Consider the following 20,130-nt stretch of genomic DNA (forward strand, 5'->3'; position numbering starts at 1 on the left):
TGAAAGGTCAGTCGTCGATCCACGCCGCAAAGCGCAGATCAATCCGACGTTGGTCGCCCTCGCCCACCCTGCGGGCGCGAGCACGTTCAAATTTCAAGCTCACCAAGGTGCCCCGGCTGAGCGAAAGCTCGGCGTCGAGCAGCGCGTCACTGATCGCCCCGGCAATCTGCTTGGCGGTGCCAAACCCCGCCGCATCCGTGACAACGCTCACCGTAAACCGATGCAGCGCCGCCTCCCCCGTGCAGTCGCAACGCGAGAGCACCTCTTCCGGCCCGAGGCTCACATAGGTGCCCGGTGGCGTGCCGGGCGGGGCTGCATCGTAGATGTCACTGCCCACAAGGGCTGCCACACCGGGATCTGTCTGAATATGCTGGTAAACCGCGGCCTGAAGCGCCGCAGAAGCTCCATAACTCATGCCGAAATCTCCTCACGCGCGTAGCAGGTCAGGTAGCGGCCAAACTCATCACGCTCGGCCACCGCCAAGATCCGATAGATCCTCTGCCCCTCCCTGAACCGCTGCTCAGGTTTCGGGCGGCTCATCGCGCCGGGCGGCGCCGCACGCACGGTGATGCGGTAAGGCACAGATGAAACCGTCAAAAATTCATCCGCCTTCTCCCGTCCACTGCCCGACTTGACCTCAGCCCAAAGCTGGCCCAACTCGGCCCATGTCTGGCTCCAGCCTCCCAGCCCGTCCGGCATCCGCTCCGGGGCTTCCAGCACCAGCTTGCGGTTCAATGCGGGGGGCCGTTTCATGTCCGCCCCCCGGTGATCCGAATGGAGCGCCAACGCTCGATCAGCGCAGACACCCCGTAAGGGATCACCCCTTCCCCCGGCCGCGCCTCATGGCGATAGTCGTAGTAGTGCCCGGCCAGCAGCAGCACAGCCTGCCCCAGATCGGCGGGGATATCGCTCCACGCCGGGCCAAACCCCGCATCAAACTCAATCACGATCTTCCCGCCCTTCGGCACCGACGGAAAAGCCGTGCCCGTCGCCCGGATCAGCGGGCGATGGGTGTCAGGCTCAAGCCGGTATTTTCCCGGCTCAACAACGCTCTCCCAATCCAGCAGATCGACAGTTTTCACCGCCGTGATGCCGCTGACCGGGGCCACCGGCAGCGCCATCGTGTCATCTCCCCGCCAATGGGCGAGCACCCATCGAAAATCCCGCTCCAGCAATACCTTGCCAGTCCAGGCCTCCACCGCCGCAAGGGCCGCTCGCAGGAGCAACTCCAGCAGCCCATCCTCCGCACCCTCGTCGGAAAAGCCGGTGCCCATGCGCAGATGCGCCTTGAACTCGGTCACCGGCAGCGCCGCCGCCTGCACCGAGGTCAGCTCGGTCAATATCATGTGTCTGTCTCCCGAAATCACTCAGCCCTCCCCCGCACCTCGCGGGTGGCCACGGGCGCACGCCCCATGCGCCACCCGGACGGAGGGGAGCAGCATCGGCACCGCATGGCGCGCCCGGAAACCCGACCGCCCCGGCGCACGCCCGTGTCGCGTCCCGGGCAGCGCAACCGCGCCACCCGGGCCTTCCCCGGCCCTTAGGAGGCCGAGAACTTCAGGAGCTTGATCGCCTCGAAGTCACTCACGTCGCCGCCGACGCGCTTGGTCGCGTAGAACAGCACATGCGGCTTGGCCGAGAACGGATCACGCAGCACCCGCAGATCGGGCCGCTCGGCAATGGTGTAGCCAGCCTGGAAGTCGCCAAAGGCGATGGCATGTGCATCCGTGGCAATGTCGGGCATGTCCTCTGCAATCAGCACCGGATAGCCGAGCAACCGCGCCGGCTCACCGGCCGCGAGCCCGTCCGACCACATGAAGCGCCCGTCCGCATCCTTCAGCTTGCGGATCGACCCGGCGGTCTTCGAGTTCATCACGAAGGTCGCATTGGCGCGGTATTCCGCCCCGAGCGAATAGACCAGATCAACAAGCCCGTCCGTATCGCCAATGTCGCCATCGGCGCCGGTCGCGATATAGCCCAGCTCACCCCAGGTCTGGGTGCCCTCAGCCACGATGGTGTGCTCCAGAATGCCGGTCGGCTTGTCGCTGCCATCACCGTTGATGAAAGACGCAGCTTCAGCCCGGGCAAACTTCTTGGCAATCCGGTCCGCCAGCCAGCCGTCGATATCGAAGGCCGAGTCGTCCAGAAGCCGCTGGCTCGCCTTGGGCAGGGCCGAGAGTTCGTGCAGCGGAATGGTGATGCGCTCGATCTGCGGCGTATCGGTCTCCACGCTGGCCCCCGTCTCGGTGGCCCATCCCGCGCCAAGGTCGGCCCGGTCGATCAGCACGTCAAACGAGGTCGCCTCGACGGTGACCACATTGGCAACCGCCCGCAGGCTCGCCGTGCTGGACAGAACAGTCTTGATCGTGTCCGACGTCTGCGGATCCACCAGATAGCCCCCATCGCCAGCCACAGCGGTGGAAAGGCCCTTGCCCTCCAACTCCAGCCCGCGCAGCCCATCGTCATCGCCGTTGCGCAGATAGGCATTGAAGGCTTTCTGATGCGGTGCACCGGCCTCATTGGCGGCGGCAAGGGCGGGCCGCCCGGCGGAAATGTTCTTCTTGTGAAGCATAGTCAGTCGCTCTTCCTGTTTCTGAACGCGGGTATCGAGGTCGTTCTGGAACGATTTGAATTCGCCCAGAAATTCCGTGAGTGCCGAGGCCACTTCAGCCACCGGCGTTGCCTGCTTTCGGGTCTTGGTTTCGGGCACGCTTCGCCCGCCCCCGGACCCAGTCTCGGGAGTGCTCATGGCAACCCTTCCTTTCTTGAGATTGGTCGGAAGCCCTGCGGCCTCCGAAGGTTCAGGCCGGCCTCAGCCCGCCAGCGCCCGGCGAGCCGCGCGGAGCGCCTCCGCCAGCTTTTGCCAGCCTTCGTCAGCCTCGGGCGTGAACTCTTCGCCCTTGGCCCCCGAAAGCCGCGCCTCGCGAAGCATCGGAAAGGTCACAAGCGACACCTCCCAAAGCTCCAGATCATGCAGCAGCCTGCGCCCCTGCGTGTCCTTTTCCGCCCGCTTGGTGCGATAGCCAATGGAGAGCCCATCGATGGCCCCCGCATTGATAAGCGCCGCAGCCTCTCGCGCGCGCGCCACGTCCTTCAGCAGGCGGCCCTTTACATAAAGGCCCCGCCGGTCCTCGCGCACCTCGTCCCAAATCCCGATCGGCTCGCAAGGGTCGTGTTGCCACAACATCTTGACCGCCTGGCCCTTGGCGGCAAGCGCCTTCAGCGAGCGCCCATAGGCTCCCGCCACCACCACATCCCCGCCCTGATCCGCAGCGCCGAAAAGCGAGGCATAGCCCGCAATCTCAAAGCTGTCGTCCACCGCCAGTTTGGCCTCCGGCGCACAAAACTTGTGCTCCAACTGCGGCCCGTGATCCTTTGCCATCACTTGCCTTTCTCCGTTACTCATCGCCCGCCTCCACCGGCGGAAGCCCAAGCAGGGCCCGCTTTTCCGCCGCTGTCAGAAACGCCGCATCGCTCACCCGCCGCCACTGCGCCTCGCGCTCTGCGGCCAGTGCAGGCACCCCGTCGAGATCCGGCTTCAGATCGACCGCCTCATTCGCAAGGCCCGAGAGCCAATCCCCCAGCGCACCGGCCACCTTTGCCACCAGCGGCAGCACGGTGAGCCGATAAAAGGCGCGGTTGGCCTCCTGGTAATTGGCATAGGTCGCCTCGCCGGGGATCCCGAGCATCATCGGCGGCACTCCAAACGCCGTCGCGATCTCCCGCGCCGCCGCCTCCTTGGTCTTCTGAAACTCCATATCCGAGGGCGAGAAGCCCATCGGCTTCCAGTCCAGCCCGCCTTCCAGCAACATCGGGCGGCCCGCATTGGCCGCGCCCTGATGGTGCGCGGCCATCTCGTCAATCAACCGGTCGTATTGGTCGCCGCTGAGTTGCCCGCTGCCATCCGCCCCGCGATAGACAATCGCCCCCGAAGGCCGCGCCGCATTGTCGAGCAACCCCTTGGACCATTTCGAAGCCGCGTTGTGCACATCCAGCGCATTGGCGGCGGCCTTGAGCGGCGAAAGGCCATAATGGTCATCCTGCGGATGGAACGCCTTGATATGGCAAACCGGCTTCGCCTCTCCGCTTACATCAAAGCGATGTTTCCGCCCGGCCACCGCGTATTCATAGGCCACCGGCCACCCATCGCTGCCGGGCACCACGCTCATCCGGTCACTGCGCAGCACATGCAGTTCCACCGGCAGCCCGGCGTCGCCCGCCACCGCCTCCACATAGCCATTGCCCGAGAGAAGCAGCTGCCCGTAAAGTGCCTCCAGCAGTTCCGCCCGCCCCTGCGCCGGGTTGGGCCGCCGCAGCAGGTCGGCCACCGGATGCGTCTCATAACGCCGCTCCGCGTCCTGGCAGATGAGTGGCACCGCCGTGGCCGCCTCGGCAATCAGCTTCACCGCCCTGAACCCCACCGGATTGCCGGTGAACCCCGTCTTAGTGAGCGAAACCGTGTCACGCGGGCTCCACGCCACCCGGCCTGCGCCGTGGTAGGCAATCACCGGGCCGGTCGCCGATGCCTTTTGCTCGGGCACAGCGCTACCGCCCGGCTCCCGCTTGAGGAAGTCGAAGACCATCCGTCTCTCCTTTTCGATTGTCCGTAGGGTGGGCAATCTGCCCACCATCCGCCCCGCCTAGAGGCTCCGCATCTTCGGCCGCCGCCATGTGGCCGCCGGGTCTAGGATCAGCTCGGTCAGCGCCCAAACAAGCGCGTCCACCCGGTCCGGCGAGCCACTGCCCTGATAGCCCTGCGCCGTCATCCGGCCCATTTCATCTTCCAGCTCTGTCAGCCCGGCAACATGCCGCACCCGCCCCTGCTCATAAAGCGCCGCCACCGGCTCGGCCCGCGCCGCCTTCCCGCGCGAGGCCCGCACCGCGCGGAAGGCCACCGTCGGATCAATCTGCCGCATCAGTGTTTCAACAAGGTCGCCGCCCTGGTTCACCTCGGCCACCACCCTGTCCGCGCCATAGCGTTCGGCGGCCCTCAGCGCGGCACCAGCCCAGTCCAGCGGCGAAGCGGCCTGCACCGAGGCATCCTCCAGCACCACCGCCCGCCAGTCCTTGGGCTCCGAGCCAGCCGCTTCCAGCCCGGCCACGATAATTCCGCAGGCGTCCGATCCCTTATGACCGGTCACCGGCGGGTCCACCGCCACCACGATCCGGTCAAGTTCGGGCACCTCGCCCAGCCGTGCCGCCTCCAGCGCCTCATGCCGCCACAGCGCGCCCTCAACGTCATCCAGCATCACGCCATCCAGCTCCTGCCGGCCCAGCCGGGTGCCGCCGTATCGCGCTCTGACTTCTTCAAGGAAGGCCGGGGCAAGCCAGGCTCGGTTCGCTTCCGTGCCCGCACGGGTCACAACCGTGCTTTGGCGCTCCAGCAGGTCTCGCAGCAACGCCTGCTTGCGCGGGGTGGTCGTCACGCACATCCGGGGGCTGTCACCGAGCCTCAAGCCAAACTGGAGCATATCCCACGCCTCCTGCGCCTTCTTCCACTTCGCCAGCTCATCCACCCATGCCCCGTCAAACTGCGGCCCCCGCAGCGCCTCCGGATCATGGGCCGAGAAAAGCTGCGCCACCGCGCCGTTGGGCCACTCCAACTGCTTTCGCCCCGCTTTCCACTCGGGGCGCCGGTCAGGGGGCGAGCAGGCCAAAATGCCGCTCTCGCCAAACACCATCACCTCGCGGGCCTGGTCGATGGTCTCGCCCACCAGCGCCATCCGGCGGCATCGCCCCTCGTCAAACGGCCCAGAGCCCTCCACCTGCGCGCGCACCCACTCCGCGCCCGCCCGCGTCTTGCCAGCCCCGCGACCACCGAGGATCACCCACGCTCGCCAGTCGCCCTCTGGCGGAAGCTGATGTGGCAACGCCCAAAACTCAAAGAGCCACGGCAGGGCCGCCAGCGCCTCAGGGCTCAGGCTCTCCAGAAAGCTCTCCTGCATCGCCTGCGGCGCGGAGGCGAGCCAAGCGGCGCCCGATCTCATCCCTTGCGGCGTCGAGGTCGAGCACGCCGTCTGGCTTGTCTCCATCGGGCGCTCCATTGCCGGATCGCCCGATGGCGCGGCTGCCGCCGCCTCGGGTCTGGTGTTCCTCAACAAGTTCTCTCTCCTGATAGGCCGCCAGAAGCACCCGGCGAAGCTGACGGATCTCCGCCAGCCCGCCTCTGGCGCGCCGTGACGTGCCTCCGCCCTTGCGCGCGATGCTCGCCACCAGCGCCCCCGCGCCGTCGGCCAAAAGCTGCTCCGCCGCAGGAAGCATGCCGCCTGCGGCCCCGCCCTCGCGGTCGGGTCGATCATCCATGGTCATGTCTCGCTAGAGGCCGGTGTCCTGCGTAACCGGCAATAAAAAAGCGGCCCACCCCCACAAGGGTTGCCGCGCCCACCTCTCTCATCGTGTCACAACCTATAGAGGAGACCGTTCGCAGAGTCAAGCCAATTCGGCGAGTTGCGCGGGCTAAGCGGTTGTTTCGTTAGGGGTTTCTTAACCATCCCCTCGGGGCTAGAGGGCCCGGCAACCGCCGGACCTCTCGCTATATACTTATTTCCGCGTGCCTCAGAGGGCCTCGGCAGCCGGTGCTAATTGTTGCCCTCGGCCCGCTCCGCCTCAATCTCGCGCCAGCGGGCGACGTTCTCATTGTGCTCTTCCAGCGTCTCGGCAAAGGCGTGGCCACCGGTGCCATCAGCCACAAAAAAGATGTAGGGCGTGGTATCCGGGTTCAGCGCCGCCTCAATGCTCGCCCGGCCCGGGTTTGCAATCGGTGTCGGCGGCAACCCGTCAATCACATAGGTGTTGTAATCCGTCCGCGCCCGCAGCTCGCTCTGCCGTAGGCCCCGGCCCAACGCGCCCCGGCCCTGCGTCACACCATAAATCACCGTCGGGTCGGTCTGCAGTTTCATGCCCCGCTCAAGCCGGTTGACGAAAACGCTGGCAACCTGCCCCCGCTCCTCCGAAACGCCGGTCTCCTTCTCGACGATCGAAGCCATGATCAGCGCCTCTTCCGGGCTGTCATAGGGCAAGCCCTCCGCCCGCTCCGCCCACGCCTCGGCAAGGATCGACTGCTGCGCCGTCTGCATCCGCTCGATCAGCGCGGCCATGTCAGCCCCCCGCCGCACTTCGTAGCTGTCTGGCGCAAGGCTGCCCTCGGCGGGCACTTCGGTTTCGCCCTCCATGAAGCCCCAAACCTTCAGGCTCTCAACCACCTGCCAGCTCGTCACCCCCTCGGCCAGCGTCACCCGAAACCGCACATCAGCGCCAGCGCTGCCCTCTACGTATTCGGCAGGGGCTTCCTCTTCGGCGGGGTTGTACTTGGCCACATCAACGTATTCCTGCGTGGCCGGGTCCAGCTCGCGCATCACCAGCTCGGCCCGCAACACGCCAATCCGATAGTTCACCTCGGTCCCGCAGGTGCTGCGCCCGGCCGTGGTGATGCTCTCGACGATCTCCCGCATCGAGGAGGCCTCGGGCACGAGGAAAGAGCCCGCCTTCAGCAGTTGCGTCCGGTCGGTATATTCCGCGCCCATCCGAAAGATCATGCCATTGCTGACAGCGCCGCGCTCCACAAGCTCGTCACTGACAGCGCCCATGTTCGAGCCGGGCCGGACCTGCAAACAGATCGCCTCCGCCAACGGGCCGGGGCCGGTGTATTGCTTCTGAGCCCAAGTCACGCCCACGGCGAGACCGATCATCAACACGATGATGATTGTCAGGCCATTGGAGGCCAATGAACGCCACATCAGTCGTTAACTTTCCGCAGGATAAGGCAGGCGTTTGTGCCGCCAAAACCAAAGCTGTTAGAGAGCGCCACGTCGATTTCGCGCTCATGCTTGGCATTGGCCGCGAGGTTCAGCTTGGGCGTCACCGCAGGGTTGTCGAGGTTGATCGTCGGCGGCGCCACCTGATCGCGGATCGCCAGCGTCGCAAAGATCGCCTCCACCGAGCCCGCCGCTCCCAGCAGGTGGCCAATCGCGGATTTGGTCGACGACATGGTCGCCTTGCTCGCAGCATCGCCCATCATCCGCTCCACCGCGCCAAGTTCAATGGTGTCGGCCATGGTCGAGGTGCCATGCGCGTTGATGTAGTCAATCTCCGCCGGGCTGATCCCGGCCCGGTTGATCGCCGCTTCCATCGCCCGATAGCCACCCTCGCCATCCTCGCTCGGCGCGGTGATGTGATAGGCATCGCCCGAGAGGCCATAGCCGATCACCTCGGCATAAATCTTCGCGCCCCGCGCCTTGGCGTGCTCGTATTCCTCCAGCACAACGATGCCAGCACCCTCGCCCATGACAAAGCCGTCGCGGTCTTCGTCATAGGGGCGGCTGGCCGTCTCCGGGCTGTCGCCCCGCTTGGTGGAAAGCGCCTTGCAGGCGTTGAAGCCGGCAATCCCGATCTCGCTGATCGGCGATTCCGTGCCGCCCGCCACCATCACATCGGCATCGCCCCACTGAATCAGCCGCGCGGCATCGCCAATCGCATGTGCGCCCGTGGAGCAGGCCGTCACAACCGCGTGGTTCGGCCCCTTGAACCCGTATTTGATGCTCACCTGCCCGCTCACCAAGTTGATCAGCGCGCCCGGAATGAAGAACGGGCTCACCCGCCGCGGCCCGCGCTCCTTGATGAGCACGGCGGTATCGGCAATCGAGTTCAGCCCGCCAATGCCGGAGCCGATCATCACGCCAGTGCGCAGCAGGCTCTCTTCGTCCTCGGGCGTCCAGCCTGCATCCTCAACCGCCTGAATCGCGGCTGCAACGCCGTAGAGGATGAAATCATCCACCTTCCGGCGGTCCTTCGGCGCCATCCAGTCGTCAGCGTTGAAGCTGCCATCCGAGCCATCGCCCATAGGGATCTCGCAGGCATAGGTGGTGGCCAGATGCGAGGCGTCAAACCGGGTGATCGTGCCCGCCCCCGACTTGCCCGCCAAAATCCGGCTCCACGTCTCTTCCACACCACAGGCTAGCGGAGTAACCATCCCCAACCCGGTAATCACGACACGCCGCGTGCTGTCAGCCATCTGCTCGGCCCCCATTCAAGCTCTTTTCTGGTGCTCCAAATACACGGATTTGCACTGGCGCGGCAAGGCACGATCCATGCCGCCGCGCGGCAAACCGCCCTCATCACAGGTATTTGCCAAGGCCAGCCCCAAACCTCGCGTTACCGCGACAAACGCAAAAACGGCGCCCCGAAGGGCGCCGCTTTCAAAAATCCGTCTATGCGGTTTCCGAGGCTTCAGGCAGCTTCGGAAATGAACTTCACCGCATCGCCGAAGGTCTGGATGGTCTCGGCTGCGTCGTCCGGAATCTCGATGCCGAACTCTTCTTCGAAGGCCATGACCAGCTCGACAGTGTCGAGGCTGTCGGCGCCCAGGTCGTCGATGAACGAGGCGTTCTCGGTCACTTTCGACTCTTCGACGCTGAGGTGTTCCACCACAATCTTTTTGACCCGATCAGCGATATCGCTCATGAAAATTCTCCGTCTGTTTCCAGGAGCTTCCGCCCCGTCCGTGTCCCTTGCCCCATTGGCTCTCTCGTGCCGCCGGGCCCTGCCTGCTGACCTGTCATTCTCGACAGACCGCTCGAAATGTGCGCCGCCTATAGCATGTTCTCAGACGGACGCAAACGCTTTCGCGAGGGGCCAAACCAGGCCCTTCGCCGTCAGATCATGGCCATGCCGCCATTGACGTGCAAGGTGGTTCCGGTGGTGTATCCGGCCTCGTCACTCGCCAGATATAGGGCGGCAGCGGCGATCTCGCCAGCATCGCCCATCCGACCGGCGGGGATCTGCTTCATGATCCCCTCCTTCTGATCGTCGTTCAGCTTGTCTGTCATCGCGGTGGTGATGAACCCCGGCGCGATGCAGTTCACGGTGATGTTCCGGCTGGCAACCTCATAGGCCAAGCTCTTGCTCATCCCCACAAGCCCGGCCTTGGAGGCGGCGTAATTGGCCTGCCCCGGGTTGCCCGTAACGCCCACCACCGAAGACACGTTGATGATACGCCCCCAGCGGCTCTTCATCATGCCGCGCAGCACGCCCTTGCAGAGCCGGAAGGCCGCGGTGAGGTTCACCTCGATCACCTGCGCCCATTCCTCTTCGCTCATCCGCATAAAGATGTTGTCGCGGGTCACACCGGCGTTGTTGACCAGAATATCCAGGCTGCCCATCGCCTCGATTGCCTGCTTGGGCAGGGCGTTGACCGCATCTGCATCGCCAAGGTTGCAGGGCAGCACATGGGCGCGCTCGCCCAACTCGGCGGCCAGCGCCTTCAGCGGCTCCTCGCGGGTGCCGCTCAGCCCCACGGTCGCGCCCGCGCCATGCAGCGCCTTGGCAATTTCGCCGCCAATCCCGCCGCTCGCGCCCGTAACAAGGGCGCATTTGCCCGTCAGATCAAACATCTCTCGCTCACTCCTCGTTCAGCGACGCTACGGCCGCCTTTACATCGTCAGGCGAGCCCACCGCACGGGTCGCCACCTCTTTGTCGATCCGGCGGATCATGCCGCTCAGCGCCTTGCCCGCCCCGATCTCCCAGATCTCCGTCACGCCCTCATGGGCCATGAACTGCACAGATTCCCGCCAGCGCACCCGTCCGGTGACCTGCTCCACCAAAAGCGAGCGGATCGTGGTGGGGTTGCTCGTGGCATGGGCCAGCACATTGGTCACCAGCGGTACCTTGGGGTTCTTCATATCCACCTGAGAAAGCGCCACCGCCATCACCTCGGCCGCAGGCCCCATCAGCTCGCTGTGGAACGGTGCCGAAACCGGCAGCAGCATCGCCCGCTTTGCGCCGCGCTCTTTGGCAATGTCGCAGGCCGCTTCCACGCAATGCTTGCTGCCCGAAATCACCACCTGCGAGGGGTCGTTATCATTCGCCGCCTGGCAAACGCCGTTCTCACTGGCATCCTTTGCCACAGCTTCCACCGCGTCAAAGTCCAGCCCGAGGATCGCAGCCATCGCGCCTTCCCCCACCGGAACCGCCGCCTGCATCGCCGCGCCACGCTTGCGCAGCAGCCGCGCGGTATCGGCAAGGCTCAGGGTGCCCGCCGCGCAGAGCGCCGAATATTCGCCCAAGGAGTGACCGGCCACGAATTTGGCCACCGTCACCTCCACGCCTTCAGCCTCCAGCGCACGCATCGCCGCAATCGAGGTTGCCATCAGCGCAGGCTGGGCATTGGCCGTCAGCGTCAGCTCTTCCGCTTCGCCCTCCCAGATAAGCGCACTCAGCTTCTCTCCGAGCGCCTCATCGACCTCTTCAAAAACTGCCGCCGCTTCCGGATAGGCATCGGCCAGCGCCTTGCCCATCCCAATCACCTGAGCCCCCTGCCCGGGAAATACGAATGCTCTCATGGCCCCCTCCTGTAAGTTGCTGCCCGTCCTAGCGTGTCGCGCATGGTGCCACAAGTGCGCCCCGCGCCAGAGGGCTTACGTCCCATGCCTGCGATTTATTCGGTGAGTATTTGCACAAGTCATACGCGCATGCTCCCACTACTTCCCGGTTGCGCACAAGGGTATCTTGCGCCCAACAACCGGAGTTTTTCATGTCGCTCGCCAATACCCAAACCCGCTATGGCACTGTCGCCAAGTCCTTTCACTGGCTCACCGTGCTGCTCATTCTCACCCTCTGGCCGCTCGGATGGTTCGCCAATTGGTGGCCCTATGATACCCAAGCCGCCTTCGACACCAAGTGGCTCCTGTTCTCGCTGCACAAAACCCTCGGCGTGATCCTCTTCGCCGTCGCCATCCTGCGTGTGATTTGGGCCCTCACCCAAACCCACCCCCGCCTGCTCAACGGCGAAAACCGGGTGGAGAGCCTCGCCGCAGAGGTGGTTCACTGGGTGCTCTACGGCTCCATCATCGCCCTGCCTGTCACCGGCTGGATCGAACACGCCGCCTCCACCGGCTACGCCCCCATCTTGTGGCCCTTTGGCCAGGGCCTGCCGTTCATTCCCAAAGACGTCGGTCTCGCAGTGGCCTTCGCCCATATGCATGTCGCCCTCACCTGGGTCATCCTCGGCGCGGTCGGTCTCCACGTTGCAGGCGCGCTGAAGCACGCGCTGATAGATCGGGACGGCATCATGTCCCGCATGTGGTTCACCAAGAAAACACCGCCAACACCGCCCGCCAGCAAAGGCCACGGCCCCGCCCCCGCGCTCATCGCCACCGGCGCCTTGGCGATCGCCCTCGCCTTCCCCTTCATCGCGGGCGAAGAGGCCGCCGCCACCACGGAAACATTCGCCGAGGCCACCGAAAGCGCCGAGGCACCTGCTCAAACGGCTCAATCCACCGAGCCTACCGGTGAAGCCCCGGTCTGGACGGTCGAAAGCGGCACAATCGGCCTGACCATACAGCAAATGGGCCAAGCCGTCAGCGGCACCTTCCCCGAGTTCACAGCCACCATCAGCTACGACCCCGACGCCACCGGCCCCACCAAGGGCGAGGCCTCCGTCGAGATAAACATCGCCACACTCGCCCTCGGGTCCGTCGCGGCGCAGGCCCAAGGTCCGGATTACTTCGACAGCGCCCAGCACCCCACGGCCACCTACAGCGGCCCGATCATCGCAGACGAAAACGGCAACCTGCGCCTTGACGGCACGCTCTCGATCAAGGGCCACAGCGCCGAGGTGCCGCTCCCCTTCACCCTCACCATCGACGGCAACACAGCCACCGCATCGGGCACCACCACCGTCGACCGCCGCACCTTCCACATCGGTGACAGCATGACAGACGAAGGCTCCCTCGCCTTTCCGGTCGAGATCTCCATCGAGATCACCGCCACCCGGTAAGGCGCGTCGCACACCCTCACCAGAAACAAAAAAGGGCCGCCGGATCACCCCGGCGGCCCTCTCTTTTCAAACGCGTGCGCAGGCTTACTCGGCCTTGCCGGCTTCCACCGAAATCTCCACCGCAACCTCGTCGCTCACCATCGGCGCGAAGGCACCGAGGTTGAAATCGCTGCGGGTCAGCGTGGTGGTTGCGCTGAAACCGGCCCAAGGCACACCGGCCATCGGGTGGCTGTCGGTCTGACCGTTCAGCTTGGCATCCAGCACCACTTCCTTGGTCACGCCGTTGATCGTCAGATCGCCGGTGATCAGCGCTGTGTCATCGCCGGTCACTTCGATCGAGGTGGAGGCAAAGCTCACATCTTCCCCCTCATCGGCCCCAAAGAAGTCGCCGCCCATCAGGTGCTGCGTGCGCTCATCCCAGCCGGTGATGAGGCTGGCTTCGGGGAAGGTCACGGTCACGCTGGAGGCTGCCGGGTCTTCCTTGTCCCACATGATCTCACCGTCAAAGCCGGAGAACATCGAGGTGGTGGTGGAAAAGCCGAAGTGATCGTAGCTGAAAACGATCTGGCTGTGGCTTGCGTCCAGCGCGTATTTCTCTGCTTCAGCAAAAACCGGGGTGGCGACAATGGCGATTGCAGCGCCAAGGAAGTGGGATTTCAACACGTTGTGGTCCTCTCGGGTAAATGGGTGTTCCCCCGAGACATCAGACGCCGCGCTGCAGAATGCAACGCGCACCACCGCACAAGACCTGTTGTAAATCGCGCATCATGTGCGCGTGATCAAAGCCTGTCAGCCCTCGGCCCGGCTCCGCAGCAGGTCAGCCCCAATCCGTTGGGCGGCATGCCGCAGCGCATCCGGCGCGCCACGCAGCACGGTGCCGCGCCGCTTGCCCGTCTCCAAAATCAGCACGCCCCGCCCGGCCTCACTGTCCAGATCGAGCCCCGAGATCTCGTCAAAGCTCCACTGCGCCACAAGCCGGGTGCCGCCATCCGTGGTCAGCTCACGCTTGCGCAGCAGGCCCTTCTCAAGGTCCACCTCAAGCTCGCCCCTCGGTGTCTTGCCCGAACGGGTGGCCAAAAAGCCGCCGCCCGCAACCAGAGCCACACCCACAATCGCCTTGCCAATCGCCCCTGCAACCACCGGCAAAGCCAGCAAGCCCAGCCCTGCCAGAATGAAGCTGACACCGATCAGCCGCCCCATCACCCGCGAAGCCACAATCTCACCGTCTTCCGACAGCACATAGCCGCCCGCGCGCTCGGTGGTGCGCAATCCGGTCACCGCAGACTGCAAGGCAGCCCGAACATCGTTCTTGTGCATTTCAATAGACGCCATCGCCAGATTATCCTCTCGCTTATTGTGTCGTCAGCTCTGCTCTCGCGCCCATCTTGCCGCCTAACCTGCCGGATTTAAGGCAAAATGAACGCGCGCCCCCGGCTTCGTTTCCACGCGAGTCCTTTGAGCAACAGCCCCCTGCGCCCAGCCGGGGTTGCATCACGCGCCGCCTCGCGTATAAGGCCGCATCTCTTCGCAAACTTATTCACAGCGGAGCCACTCGTGCCGGGGCCGCGAAGAGACCTCGCCCAGGCTTTGAAGCCCGCTCGAAACAAAAGGAACTGCCGCATGCCGCTCTACGAGCATGTTTTCATTTCGCGCCAGGATCTGTCCGGCGCCCAGGCCGAGGGCCTGATCGAACATTTCTCCTCCGTTCTCGGTGACAATGGCGGCAAGGTCGTCGAACACGAGTACTGGGGCGTGAAGACCATGGCCTACAAGATCAACAAGAACCGCAAGGGGCACTACGCCTTCCTGCGCACCGAGGCCCCCGCGCCCGCCGTGCAGGAAATGGAGCGCCTGATGCGCCTGCATGACGATGTGATGCGCGTTCTGACCATCAAGGTCGACGAGCACGCCGAAGGCCCCTCCGTGCAGATGCAAAAGCGCGACGAGCGCGAACCGCGCCGCGAGCGCCGTTGATCGAAACCTGAGAAAAGGACAGTAAGCTATGGCTACCAAACCGTTTTTCCGCCGTCGCAAGGTCTGCCCGTTCTCCGGTGAGAACGCGCCCGCCATCGACTACAAGGACACCCGTCTGCTCCAGCGCTACATTTCTGAGCGTGGCAAGATCGTGCCCTCCCGCATCACCGCAGTCTCGGCCAAGAAGCAGCGTGAACTCGCTCGCGCCATCAAGCGCGCCCGCTTCCTCGCCCTGCTGCCCTACGCCGTTAAGTAAGGAGAGATATCCATGGAAATCATCCTGCTCGAACGCGTCGCCAAGCTCGGCCAAATGGGCGAAGTGGTGAACGTCAAAGAAGGCTACGCCCGCAACTACCTGCTCCCGCAGGGCAAAGCGCTGCGTGCCAACGACGACAACATTGCTCGTTTCGAAACCGAGAAGGCACAGCTTGAGGCCCGCAACCTCGAAACCAAGAAAGAGGCCGACAGCCTCGCCGCCAAGCTCGACGGCCAGACCTTCATCGTGATTCGTCAGGCCTCCGACGCCGGTTCGCTCTACGGCTCCGTCACCCCCCGTGACGCCGCCGATGCTGCAACCGCCGAGGGCTTCTCGGTCGACAAGCGCCAGATCGCGCTCGCTGCACCGATCAAGGAGCTGGGCCTGCACGACGTGCACATTCAGCTGCACCCTGAGGTCGAAGCCACCATCTCGCTCAACGTGGCCCGTTCCAACGAAGAGGCCGAGCTTCAGGCCTCCGGCAAATCCATTCAGGATCTCGCCGCCGAGGAAGAAGCCGCTGCCGAGTTCGAAATCTCCGAACTCTTCGACGACATCGGCCAAGCCGCCAACGAAGACTTTGGCGACGAGCCTTCCCCCGCTGCCGAAGCGGTTGAAGACACCGCCGGGGACGACGAAGAAAACGCCTGAGACCCACAGGCTAGAGAACAGAAAAGGCCGCTCCATCCGGGGCGGCCTTTTTCGTTTCTAGGGGGTGTCACTGCCTCGGAAATAATTGACCGCGGTCAATAACCGACCATCGCCAGCATCATCCGCATGTCATGGTTCAAAAACGCCCAGCTTCCGGCCCCCGCAACAACCAACCCCGCCAGCGCAGCGCCCTGTAGCACCCTCAGCTTGCACCAGCCCCGCAAGGCCTCCCGTCGCCGCGCCGCCATCACGCCGCGCCCGGCCACCATCAACCCGGCGCCCAGCCCTTCCGCCGCCCGGCGCGCCTCACCCGCGAGGCTGCGCGAGGGATGTAGTCCCGGCGCTTCGCCCACCGGCAAGCCCGGCATCGGCCGCACGAAGGCATTGGGGATGACAAACAGCGCACCGCCCTCATCCCACCCCTCAAACCGCGCCCGCCGCACCACCCGGCGCAGCCTGTGTCGAAAACAAAAGGCCTCCGCCCGCGTCACTTCCAGCGCCTGAACCGTGTAAAACCCCGCCTCAAAGCGCTCCACCAGCCGTGCCATTACCGCTGCCAGCCGCTCATCCTCGCGCGTGCCCATCCAGACCTCTGCGTTGAACAGGCTCCAGAACAGCCGCACCGCATTGGAGCGGTCGAGTTCCCTGCGGCCCACCATCCACTCCAGCGCCCGCGCCTCCGGCGTTCCGCCTTGGCGCTCCAGTCCTCGGATCACATGGGCCCAGACTTCCTGGGATTGGGCAGCCAGCCATTCCGAAAGGCAGGCGCCACTATCCGCCGGTGCCGCCTCGAAAAATGCTTCAACCGTGCCGTGTTGCGCCATGCCCATGCTCTGCCCCTACGAGTCGTTCTTTGGGCCATCCCAGCATTTGAATTGGGGCATTAGTTGGGCAACCGCGCTCCCACCTCGGCAAATTTCCCCCCTGTCACATCAGCACCCCTCGCCAAGCCGCCGCCCCGGTGCCAACCTTGCACCATGACGACTCGCCGCACAGCCCTCGCCCTAATCGCCGCCCTCCCGCTCGCCGCTTGTGGCAGTTCGGACCAAGAGCCAGACACCTCGCGTGACAGTTTCAACCCGCCGCTCTACCCGCAAGAAACCCCCGAGCTGCGCGCGCTGATCAACAAATACGCCGAGATCCACGACATCCCCCGCGAGCTGATCCACCGAGTCTGCATCCGCGAAAGCACCCACAATCCCCGCGCCCGCAACGGCCCCTACTATGGCCTCATGCAGGTTCTGCCCCAGACCGCCCGTACCATGGGCTTTCGGAGCGCCCCCTCCGACCTGCTCGATGCCGAGACCAATCTCAAATACGCCGGGAAGTATCTGAAAGGCGCATGGATCGTGTCCGGAGGCGATATCGACGAGGCGATCGGCTGGTATGCCCGCGGATACTACTACGAGGCCAAGCGCCTCGGCCTGCTCTACGAAACAGGCCTGCGCAGCTGACACACCCCCGTTACAACGCCGCGCCAAACCGGCGGCAACGCTCAACAAGGAGACGCCCCCATGCCCCTCAATCTCTCGCGCCGTAGCTTCCTCGCCTCAACCGCCGCCGGGGGCCTCATTGCCCTCCACCCCTTCTCGCTCCGTGCTGCTGCCGGTCAGGCCCACCTCCGCCTGATGGAAACCACCGACCTGCACGTGCACGTCTACCCCTACGACTATTACGCCGACCGCGAGGTCGATACCGTTGGCCTGTCGCGCACCGCCTCCATCGTCAACGAGATCCGCGCCGAGGCCACCAACTCCCTCCTGCTCGACAATGGCGACTTCCTGCAAGGCAACCCGATGGGCGATTACATCGCCTACGAGCGCGGTATGAAGGAGGGTGATAGCCACCCCGTCATCACCGCCATGAACACCGTCGGCATCGAGGCCTCCACCCTCGGCAACCACGAGTTCAACTACGGGCTTGAGTTTCTCACCAAGGCCCTCGCAGGCTCCGGCTTTCCGGTCGTCTGCGCCAACATCACCAAGCCCGGCAGCTCCGAAACTCTGCTGGAGCCCTACGTCATCCTCGAGCGCGAGCTCACCGATGGCGCAGGCGAGGCCCACCCGATCAAGATTGGCATCATCGGCTTCGTCCCGCCCCAGGTCATGAACTGGGATCGCAAGCACCTCGAAGGCAACGTCGAAGCCAAGGATATCGTCGCCACCGCCCGCGCCCTCGTCCCCGAGATGAAGGAAAAGGGCGCAGATATCGTCATCGCCCTCTCCCACTCCGGCATCGGCTCGGCGGATGAGGCCGACATGATGGAAAACGCCTCCGTGCCGCTGGCCGCCGTCGAGGGCATCGACGCTATCCTCACCGGCCACAGCCACCTCGTCTTCCCCTCCTCCACCTACGCCGATTTTGCCGCCGTCGACGCCGAGGCCGGCACCATCCACGGCAAACCCGCCGCCATGGCCGGCTTCTGGGGCAGCCACCTCGGCCTGATCGACCTGATGCTGGAGCGCGACGGCTCCGGCTGGCGCGTCACCGGCCACAGCTCCGAGGCCCGGCCCATCTCCAAGCGCGAGGAAGACCGCTCAATCACACCGCTGGTTGAGGATGACCCTGCCGTGCTCGAAGCCGTCAAAGCCGACCACGAAGCCACGCTCGCATATGTCCGCCGCGCCGTCGGCACCACCGCCGTGCCGCTCCACAGCTACTTCGCGCTGGTGGCCGATGACCCCTCGGTCCAGATCGTGAGCAATGCCCAAACCTGGTACATCGAGCAGATGATGCAGGGCACCGAATGGGAGGGCCTGCCCATCCTCTCCGCCGCCGCCCCTTTCAAGGCCGGTGGCCGGGGCGGGCCGGAGTATTACACCGATGTCGCCCCCGGCGCCGTCGCCATCAAGAACGTGGCCGACCTCTACCTCTACCCCAACACCGTCCGCGCCGTGCTGATCGACGGTGCAACGGTGAAAGACTGGCTCGAACGCTCCGCAGGCATGTTCAACCAGATCGAACCCGGCGCGCAGGACGCCACCCTGCTCAACCCCGATTTCCCGAGCTACAACTTCGACATCATGGATGGCGTCACCTACCAGATCGACCTCTCCGAGCCGTCGAAATACGGCCCCAAGGGCGAGCTGGAAAACCCCGATGCCAACCGCATCAAGAACCTCCAGTTCAACGGCCAGCCCATTGATCCGGCACAAAAATTCGTCGTCGCCACCAACAACTACCGCGCCTCCGGCGGCGGCAGCTTCCCCGGTGCCGATGGCTCCACCATCATCTTCGAAGGCCCCGACACCAACCGCGACGTGATCGTCCGCTACATCGTCGACAAGGGAGAGATCGCCCCCGCCGCCGATGCCAATTGGACCTTCGCACCGCTCGAAAACACCACCGTGCTCTTCGAGACCGGCCCCAAGGCGGCGGATTACGCGGCCTCGGTGAAAGGCGTGCAGATAGAGCCCGCCGGAGAAGGCGCAGACGGTTTCGCCGCCTTCCGCATCACCCTCTAAGCCAGCAGCGCCCCGTCTCGGCGGGGCGCTACTTCTTGCGGCTGTTCTTCACCACTTTGCGCACCATCTTGCCAAAGCTCTTGTCGCGCATCCGCCGCTCCGAAAGGCTCTCGGAGTTAAACCGCTCTTCCGCCACCAGCTTCTTCCACCGTTTGATCCGCGCCGCGTCAATCTCGCCGCGCTCAAGCGCCGCCAGCACCGCGCAGCCCGGCTCCGTCTCATGGGCGCAATCGCGAAACTTGCAGGCCTCGCCCAGGTCGCGCAGGTCTGAGAACAGGTCGCCAATCCCCGTCTCCGCATCCGTCATCTGCAACTCGCGCATCCCCGGCGTGTCGAGCACTGCGCAACCGCCGGGCACGAAATGCAGCTGCCGCCGCGTGGTCGTGTGCCGCCCCTTGGCGTCATCCTCGCGAATCGCCTGGGTCTCCACCGCCGCGCCCTGTGAAAGCGCGTTGGTCAGGGTCGATTTCCCCACCCCCGACGAGCCCATGAAGGCCACCGTCTGCCCCGGCCTGCACCACGCCGCCAGCGCCTCCGCCACAGCCTCGCCCTTGGCGTTCACCACCACCACCGGCACCCGGTCAGAAATCCTCCGCGCCTCCTCGGCAAAGCGCTCCGGATCATCCGCAATATCGGGCTTGGTCAGCACGATCACCGGGTCCACCTCCGCCTCCATCGCTAGCGCGATGTAGCGTTCCAGCCGCGCGATGTTGAAATCCTGATTGCAGGAGGTGACGATAAAGGCCGTGTCGAGATTGGCCGCAATCATCTGTACCTGCCGCTCCAGCCCCGCCGCCCGCCGCTTGATCAGGCTGGTCCGCTCCAACACCCGGCTCTGCGCCGGGGCCTCGCGGTTCAGCATCAGCCAGTCGCCCACCGTCGCGTCCGGCCCCGGCGGCAGCAGCTCGTCGATGCCATCTCCCACCACATGCAGCCCATTGCGATGCACCTGCGTCACCCGCACCGGCGGCGTCTCCGCCATCTCATCGGCATCGGTCTGCTGGGCAAAGAA

At 64.9% G+C, this 20,130-nt stretch carries 23 protein-coding genes; 6 read left to right on the plus strand and 17 right to left on the minus strand.

The features are described 5' to 3' along the window. Positions 1-7: 7 nt before the first annotated feature. The 13 genes from ACXAG6_RS13090 to fabD all read right to left on the minus strand — a co-directional run bounded on the left by ACXAG6_RS13090 (position 8) and on the right by fabD (position 11,337). A complete protein-coding gene (locus ACXAG6_RS13090; protein WP_475338139.1) occupies positions 8-415 on the minus strand; it encodes a DUF3168 domain-containing protein in 408 nt (135 codons plus the stop codon). After that, positions 412-753: a head-tail adaptor protein gene (locus ACXAG6_RS13095; RefSeq protein WP_475338140.1), complete on the minus strand. Its 342-nt coding sequence runs from the start codon at positions 751-753 to the stop codon at positions 412-414. The genes ACXAG6_RS13090 and ACXAG6_RS13095 overlap by 4 nt, the downstream gene beginning before the upstream one ends. Then, on the minus strand, positions 750-1,346 hold the full coding sequence (locus ACXAG6_RS13100) for a head-tail connector protein (RefSeq protein WP_475338142.1): 597 nt from the start codon (positions 1,344-1,346) through the stop codon (positions 750-752). Before ACXAG6_RS13100 ends, ACXAG6_RS13095 begins: the two co-directional genes overlap by 4 nt. 194 nt (positions 1,347-1,540) lie before the next feature. Beyond that, positions 1,541-2,749: a phage major capsid protein gene (locus tag ACXAG6_RS13105; RefSeq protein ID WP_475338143.1), complete on the minus strand. Its 1,209-nt coding sequence runs from the start codon at positions 2,747-2,749 to the stop codon at positions 1,541-1,543. A gap of 63 nt (positions 2,750-2,812) precedes the next feature. Then, entirely contained in the window at positions 2,813-3,382 is a 570-nt protein-coding gene (locus ACXAG6_RS13110; RefSeq protein ID WP_475338144.1) for an HK97 family phage prohead protease, read from the minus strand. A gap of 16 nt (positions 3,383-3,398) precedes the next feature. Continuing rightward, entirely contained in the window at positions 3,399-4,583 is a 1,185-nt protein-coding gene (locus ACXAG6_RS13115) for a phage portal protein (protein WP_475338146.1), read from the minus strand. Positions 4,584-4,640: 57 nt separating this feature from the next. After that, positions 4,641-5,987 (minus strand): DNA-packaging protein, encoded by a 1,347-nt coding sequence (locus ACXAG6_RS13120; RefSeq protein WP_140014267.1) that lies wholly within the window; start codon positions 5,985-5,987, stop codon positions 4,641-4,643. After that, a complete protein-coding gene (locus ACXAG6_RS13125) occupies positions 5,911-6,309 on the minus strand; it encodes a hypothetical protein (protein ID WP_475338147.1) in 399 nt (132 codons plus the stop codon). Before ACXAG6_RS13125 ends, ACXAG6_RS13120 begins: the two co-directional genes overlap by 77 nt. Positions 6,310-6,578: 269 nt before the next feature. Then, entirely contained in the window at positions 6,579-7,736 is a 1,158-nt protein-coding gene (mltG, locus tag ACXAG6_RS13130) for an endolytic transglycosylase MltG (protein ID WP_475338148.1), read from the minus strand. Then, entirely contained in the window at positions 7,736-9,025 is a 1,290-nt protein-coding gene (fabF, locus tag ACXAG6_RS13135) for a beta-ketoacyl-ACP synthase II (protein WP_475338149.1), read from the minus strand. The genes mltG and fabF overlap by 1 nt, the downstream gene beginning before the upstream one ends. Positions 9,026-9,225: 200 nt before the next feature. Next, entirely contained in the window at positions 9,226-9,459 is a 234-nt protein-coding gene (locus ACXAG6_RS13140) for an acyl carrier protein (protein ID WP_074255369.1), read from the minus strand. A 191-nt stretch (positions 9,460-9,650) separates the two neighbouring features. After that, a complete protein-coding gene (fabG, locus tag ACXAG6_RS13145) occupies positions 9,651-10,388 on the minus strand; it encodes a 3-oxoacyl-[acyl-carrier-protein] reductase (RefSeq protein WP_475338150.1) in 738 nt (245 codons plus the stop codon). 7 nt (positions 10,389-10,395) lie between these two features. Beyond that, complete coding sequence (gene fabD / locus ACXAG6_RS13150) at positions 10,396-11,337, minus strand: ACP S-malonyltransferase (RefSeq protein ID WP_475338152.1); 942 nt, start codon at positions 11,335-11,337, stop codon at positions 10,396-10,398. Positions 11,338-11,528: 191 nt separating this feature from the next. Here fabD and ACXAG6_RS13155 point away from each other — a divergent pair, with 191 nt between their 5' ends. Further along, the gene (locus tag ACXAG6_RS13155) at positions 11,529-12,773 is read left to right on the plus strand and encodes a cytochrome b/b6 domain-containing protein (protein WP_475338154.1); all 1,245 of its coding nucleotides are present in this window, start codon (positions 11,529-11,531) and stop codon (positions 12,771-12,773) included. Positions 12,774-12,857: 84 nt separating this feature from the next. On the opposite strand, the gene ACXAG6_RS13160 is transcribed toward ACXAG6_RS13155, so the two are convergent. Then, the gene (locus ACXAG6_RS13160; protein WP_475339062.1) at positions 12,858-13,433 is read right to left on the minus strand and encodes a YceI family protein; all 576 of its coding nucleotides are present in this window, start codon (positions 13,431-13,433) and stop codon (positions 12,858-12,860) included. 129 nt (positions 13,434-13,562) lie between these two features. Beyond that, positions 13,563-14,105, minus strand: coding sequence for a hypothetical protein (locus ACXAG6_RS13165; RefSeq protein ID WP_475338155.1), 543 nt, complete (start codon positions 14,103-14,105; stop codon positions 13,563-13,565). Between the two features lie 288 nt (positions 14,106-14,393). Here ACXAG6_RS13165 and rpsF point away from each other — a divergent pair, with 288 nt between their 5' ends. Genes rpsF through rplI form a run of 3 tightly spaced genes read left to right on the plus strand, consistent with a single transcriptional unit; the run spans position 14,394 to position 15,654 of the window. After that, complete coding sequence (rpsF, locus tag ACXAG6_RS13170) at positions 14,394-14,747, plus strand: 30S ribosomal protein S6 (protein WP_140014259.1); 354 nt, start codon at positions 14,394-14,396, stop codon at positions 14,745-14,747. Positions 14,748-14,775: 28 nt separating this feature from the next. Then, positions 14,776-15,003, plus strand: coding sequence for a 30S ribosomal protein S18 (gene rpsR / locus ACXAG6_RS13175; RefSeq protein WP_036700444.1), 228 nt, complete (start codon positions 14,776-14,778; stop codon positions 15,001-15,003). Between the two features lie 12 nt (positions 15,004-15,015). Beyond that, the gene (gene rplI / locus ACXAG6_RS13180; protein WP_475338157.1) at positions 15,016-15,654 is read left to right on the plus strand and encodes a 50S ribosomal protein L9; all 639 of its coding nucleotides are present in this window, start codon (positions 15,016-15,018) and stop codon (positions 15,652-15,654) included. 95 nt (positions 15,655-15,749) lie between these two features. On the opposite strand, the gene ACXAG6_RS13185 is transcribed toward rplI, so the two are convergent. Further along, positions 15,750-16,484, minus strand: coding sequence for a hypothetical protein (locus tag ACXAG6_RS13185; protein ID WP_475338158.1), 735 nt, complete (start codon positions 16,482-16,484; stop codon positions 15,750-15,752). A 147-nt stretch (positions 16,485-16,631) separates the two neighbouring features. Here ACXAG6_RS13185 and ACXAG6_RS13190 point away from each other — a divergent pair, with 147 nt between their 5' ends. Together ACXAG6_RS13190 and ACXAG6_RS13195 are read left to right on the plus strand one after the other, a co-directional pair. Then, the gene (locus ACXAG6_RS13190) at positions 16,632-17,108 is read left to right on the plus strand and encodes a transglycosylase SLT domain-containing protein (RefSeq protein ID WP_475338160.1); all 477 of its coding nucleotides are present in this window, start codon (positions 16,632-16,634) and stop codon (positions 17,106-17,108) included. Positions 17,109-17,168: 60 nt separating this feature from the next. Continuing rightward, positions 17,169-19,118, plus strand: coding sequence for a bifunctional 2',3'-cyclic-nucleotide 2'-phosphodiesterase/3'-nucleotidase (locus tag ACXAG6_RS13195; protein WP_475338161.1), 1,950 nt, complete (start codon positions 17,169-17,171; stop codon positions 19,116-19,118). Between the two features lie 28 nt (positions 19,119-19,146). Here the strand turns inward: ACXAG6_RS13195 and rsgA are convergent, their stop codons facing one another. Next, entirely contained in the window at positions 19,147-20,100 is a 954-nt protein-coding gene (gene rsgA, locus ACXAG6_RS13200; protein ID WP_475338163.1) for a ribosome small subunit-dependent GTPase A, read from the minus strand. Between the last annotated feature and the right edge of the window lie 30 nt (positions 20,101-20,130).

Source organism: Vannielia sp. ABF1_015 (genome assembly GCF_056160745.1).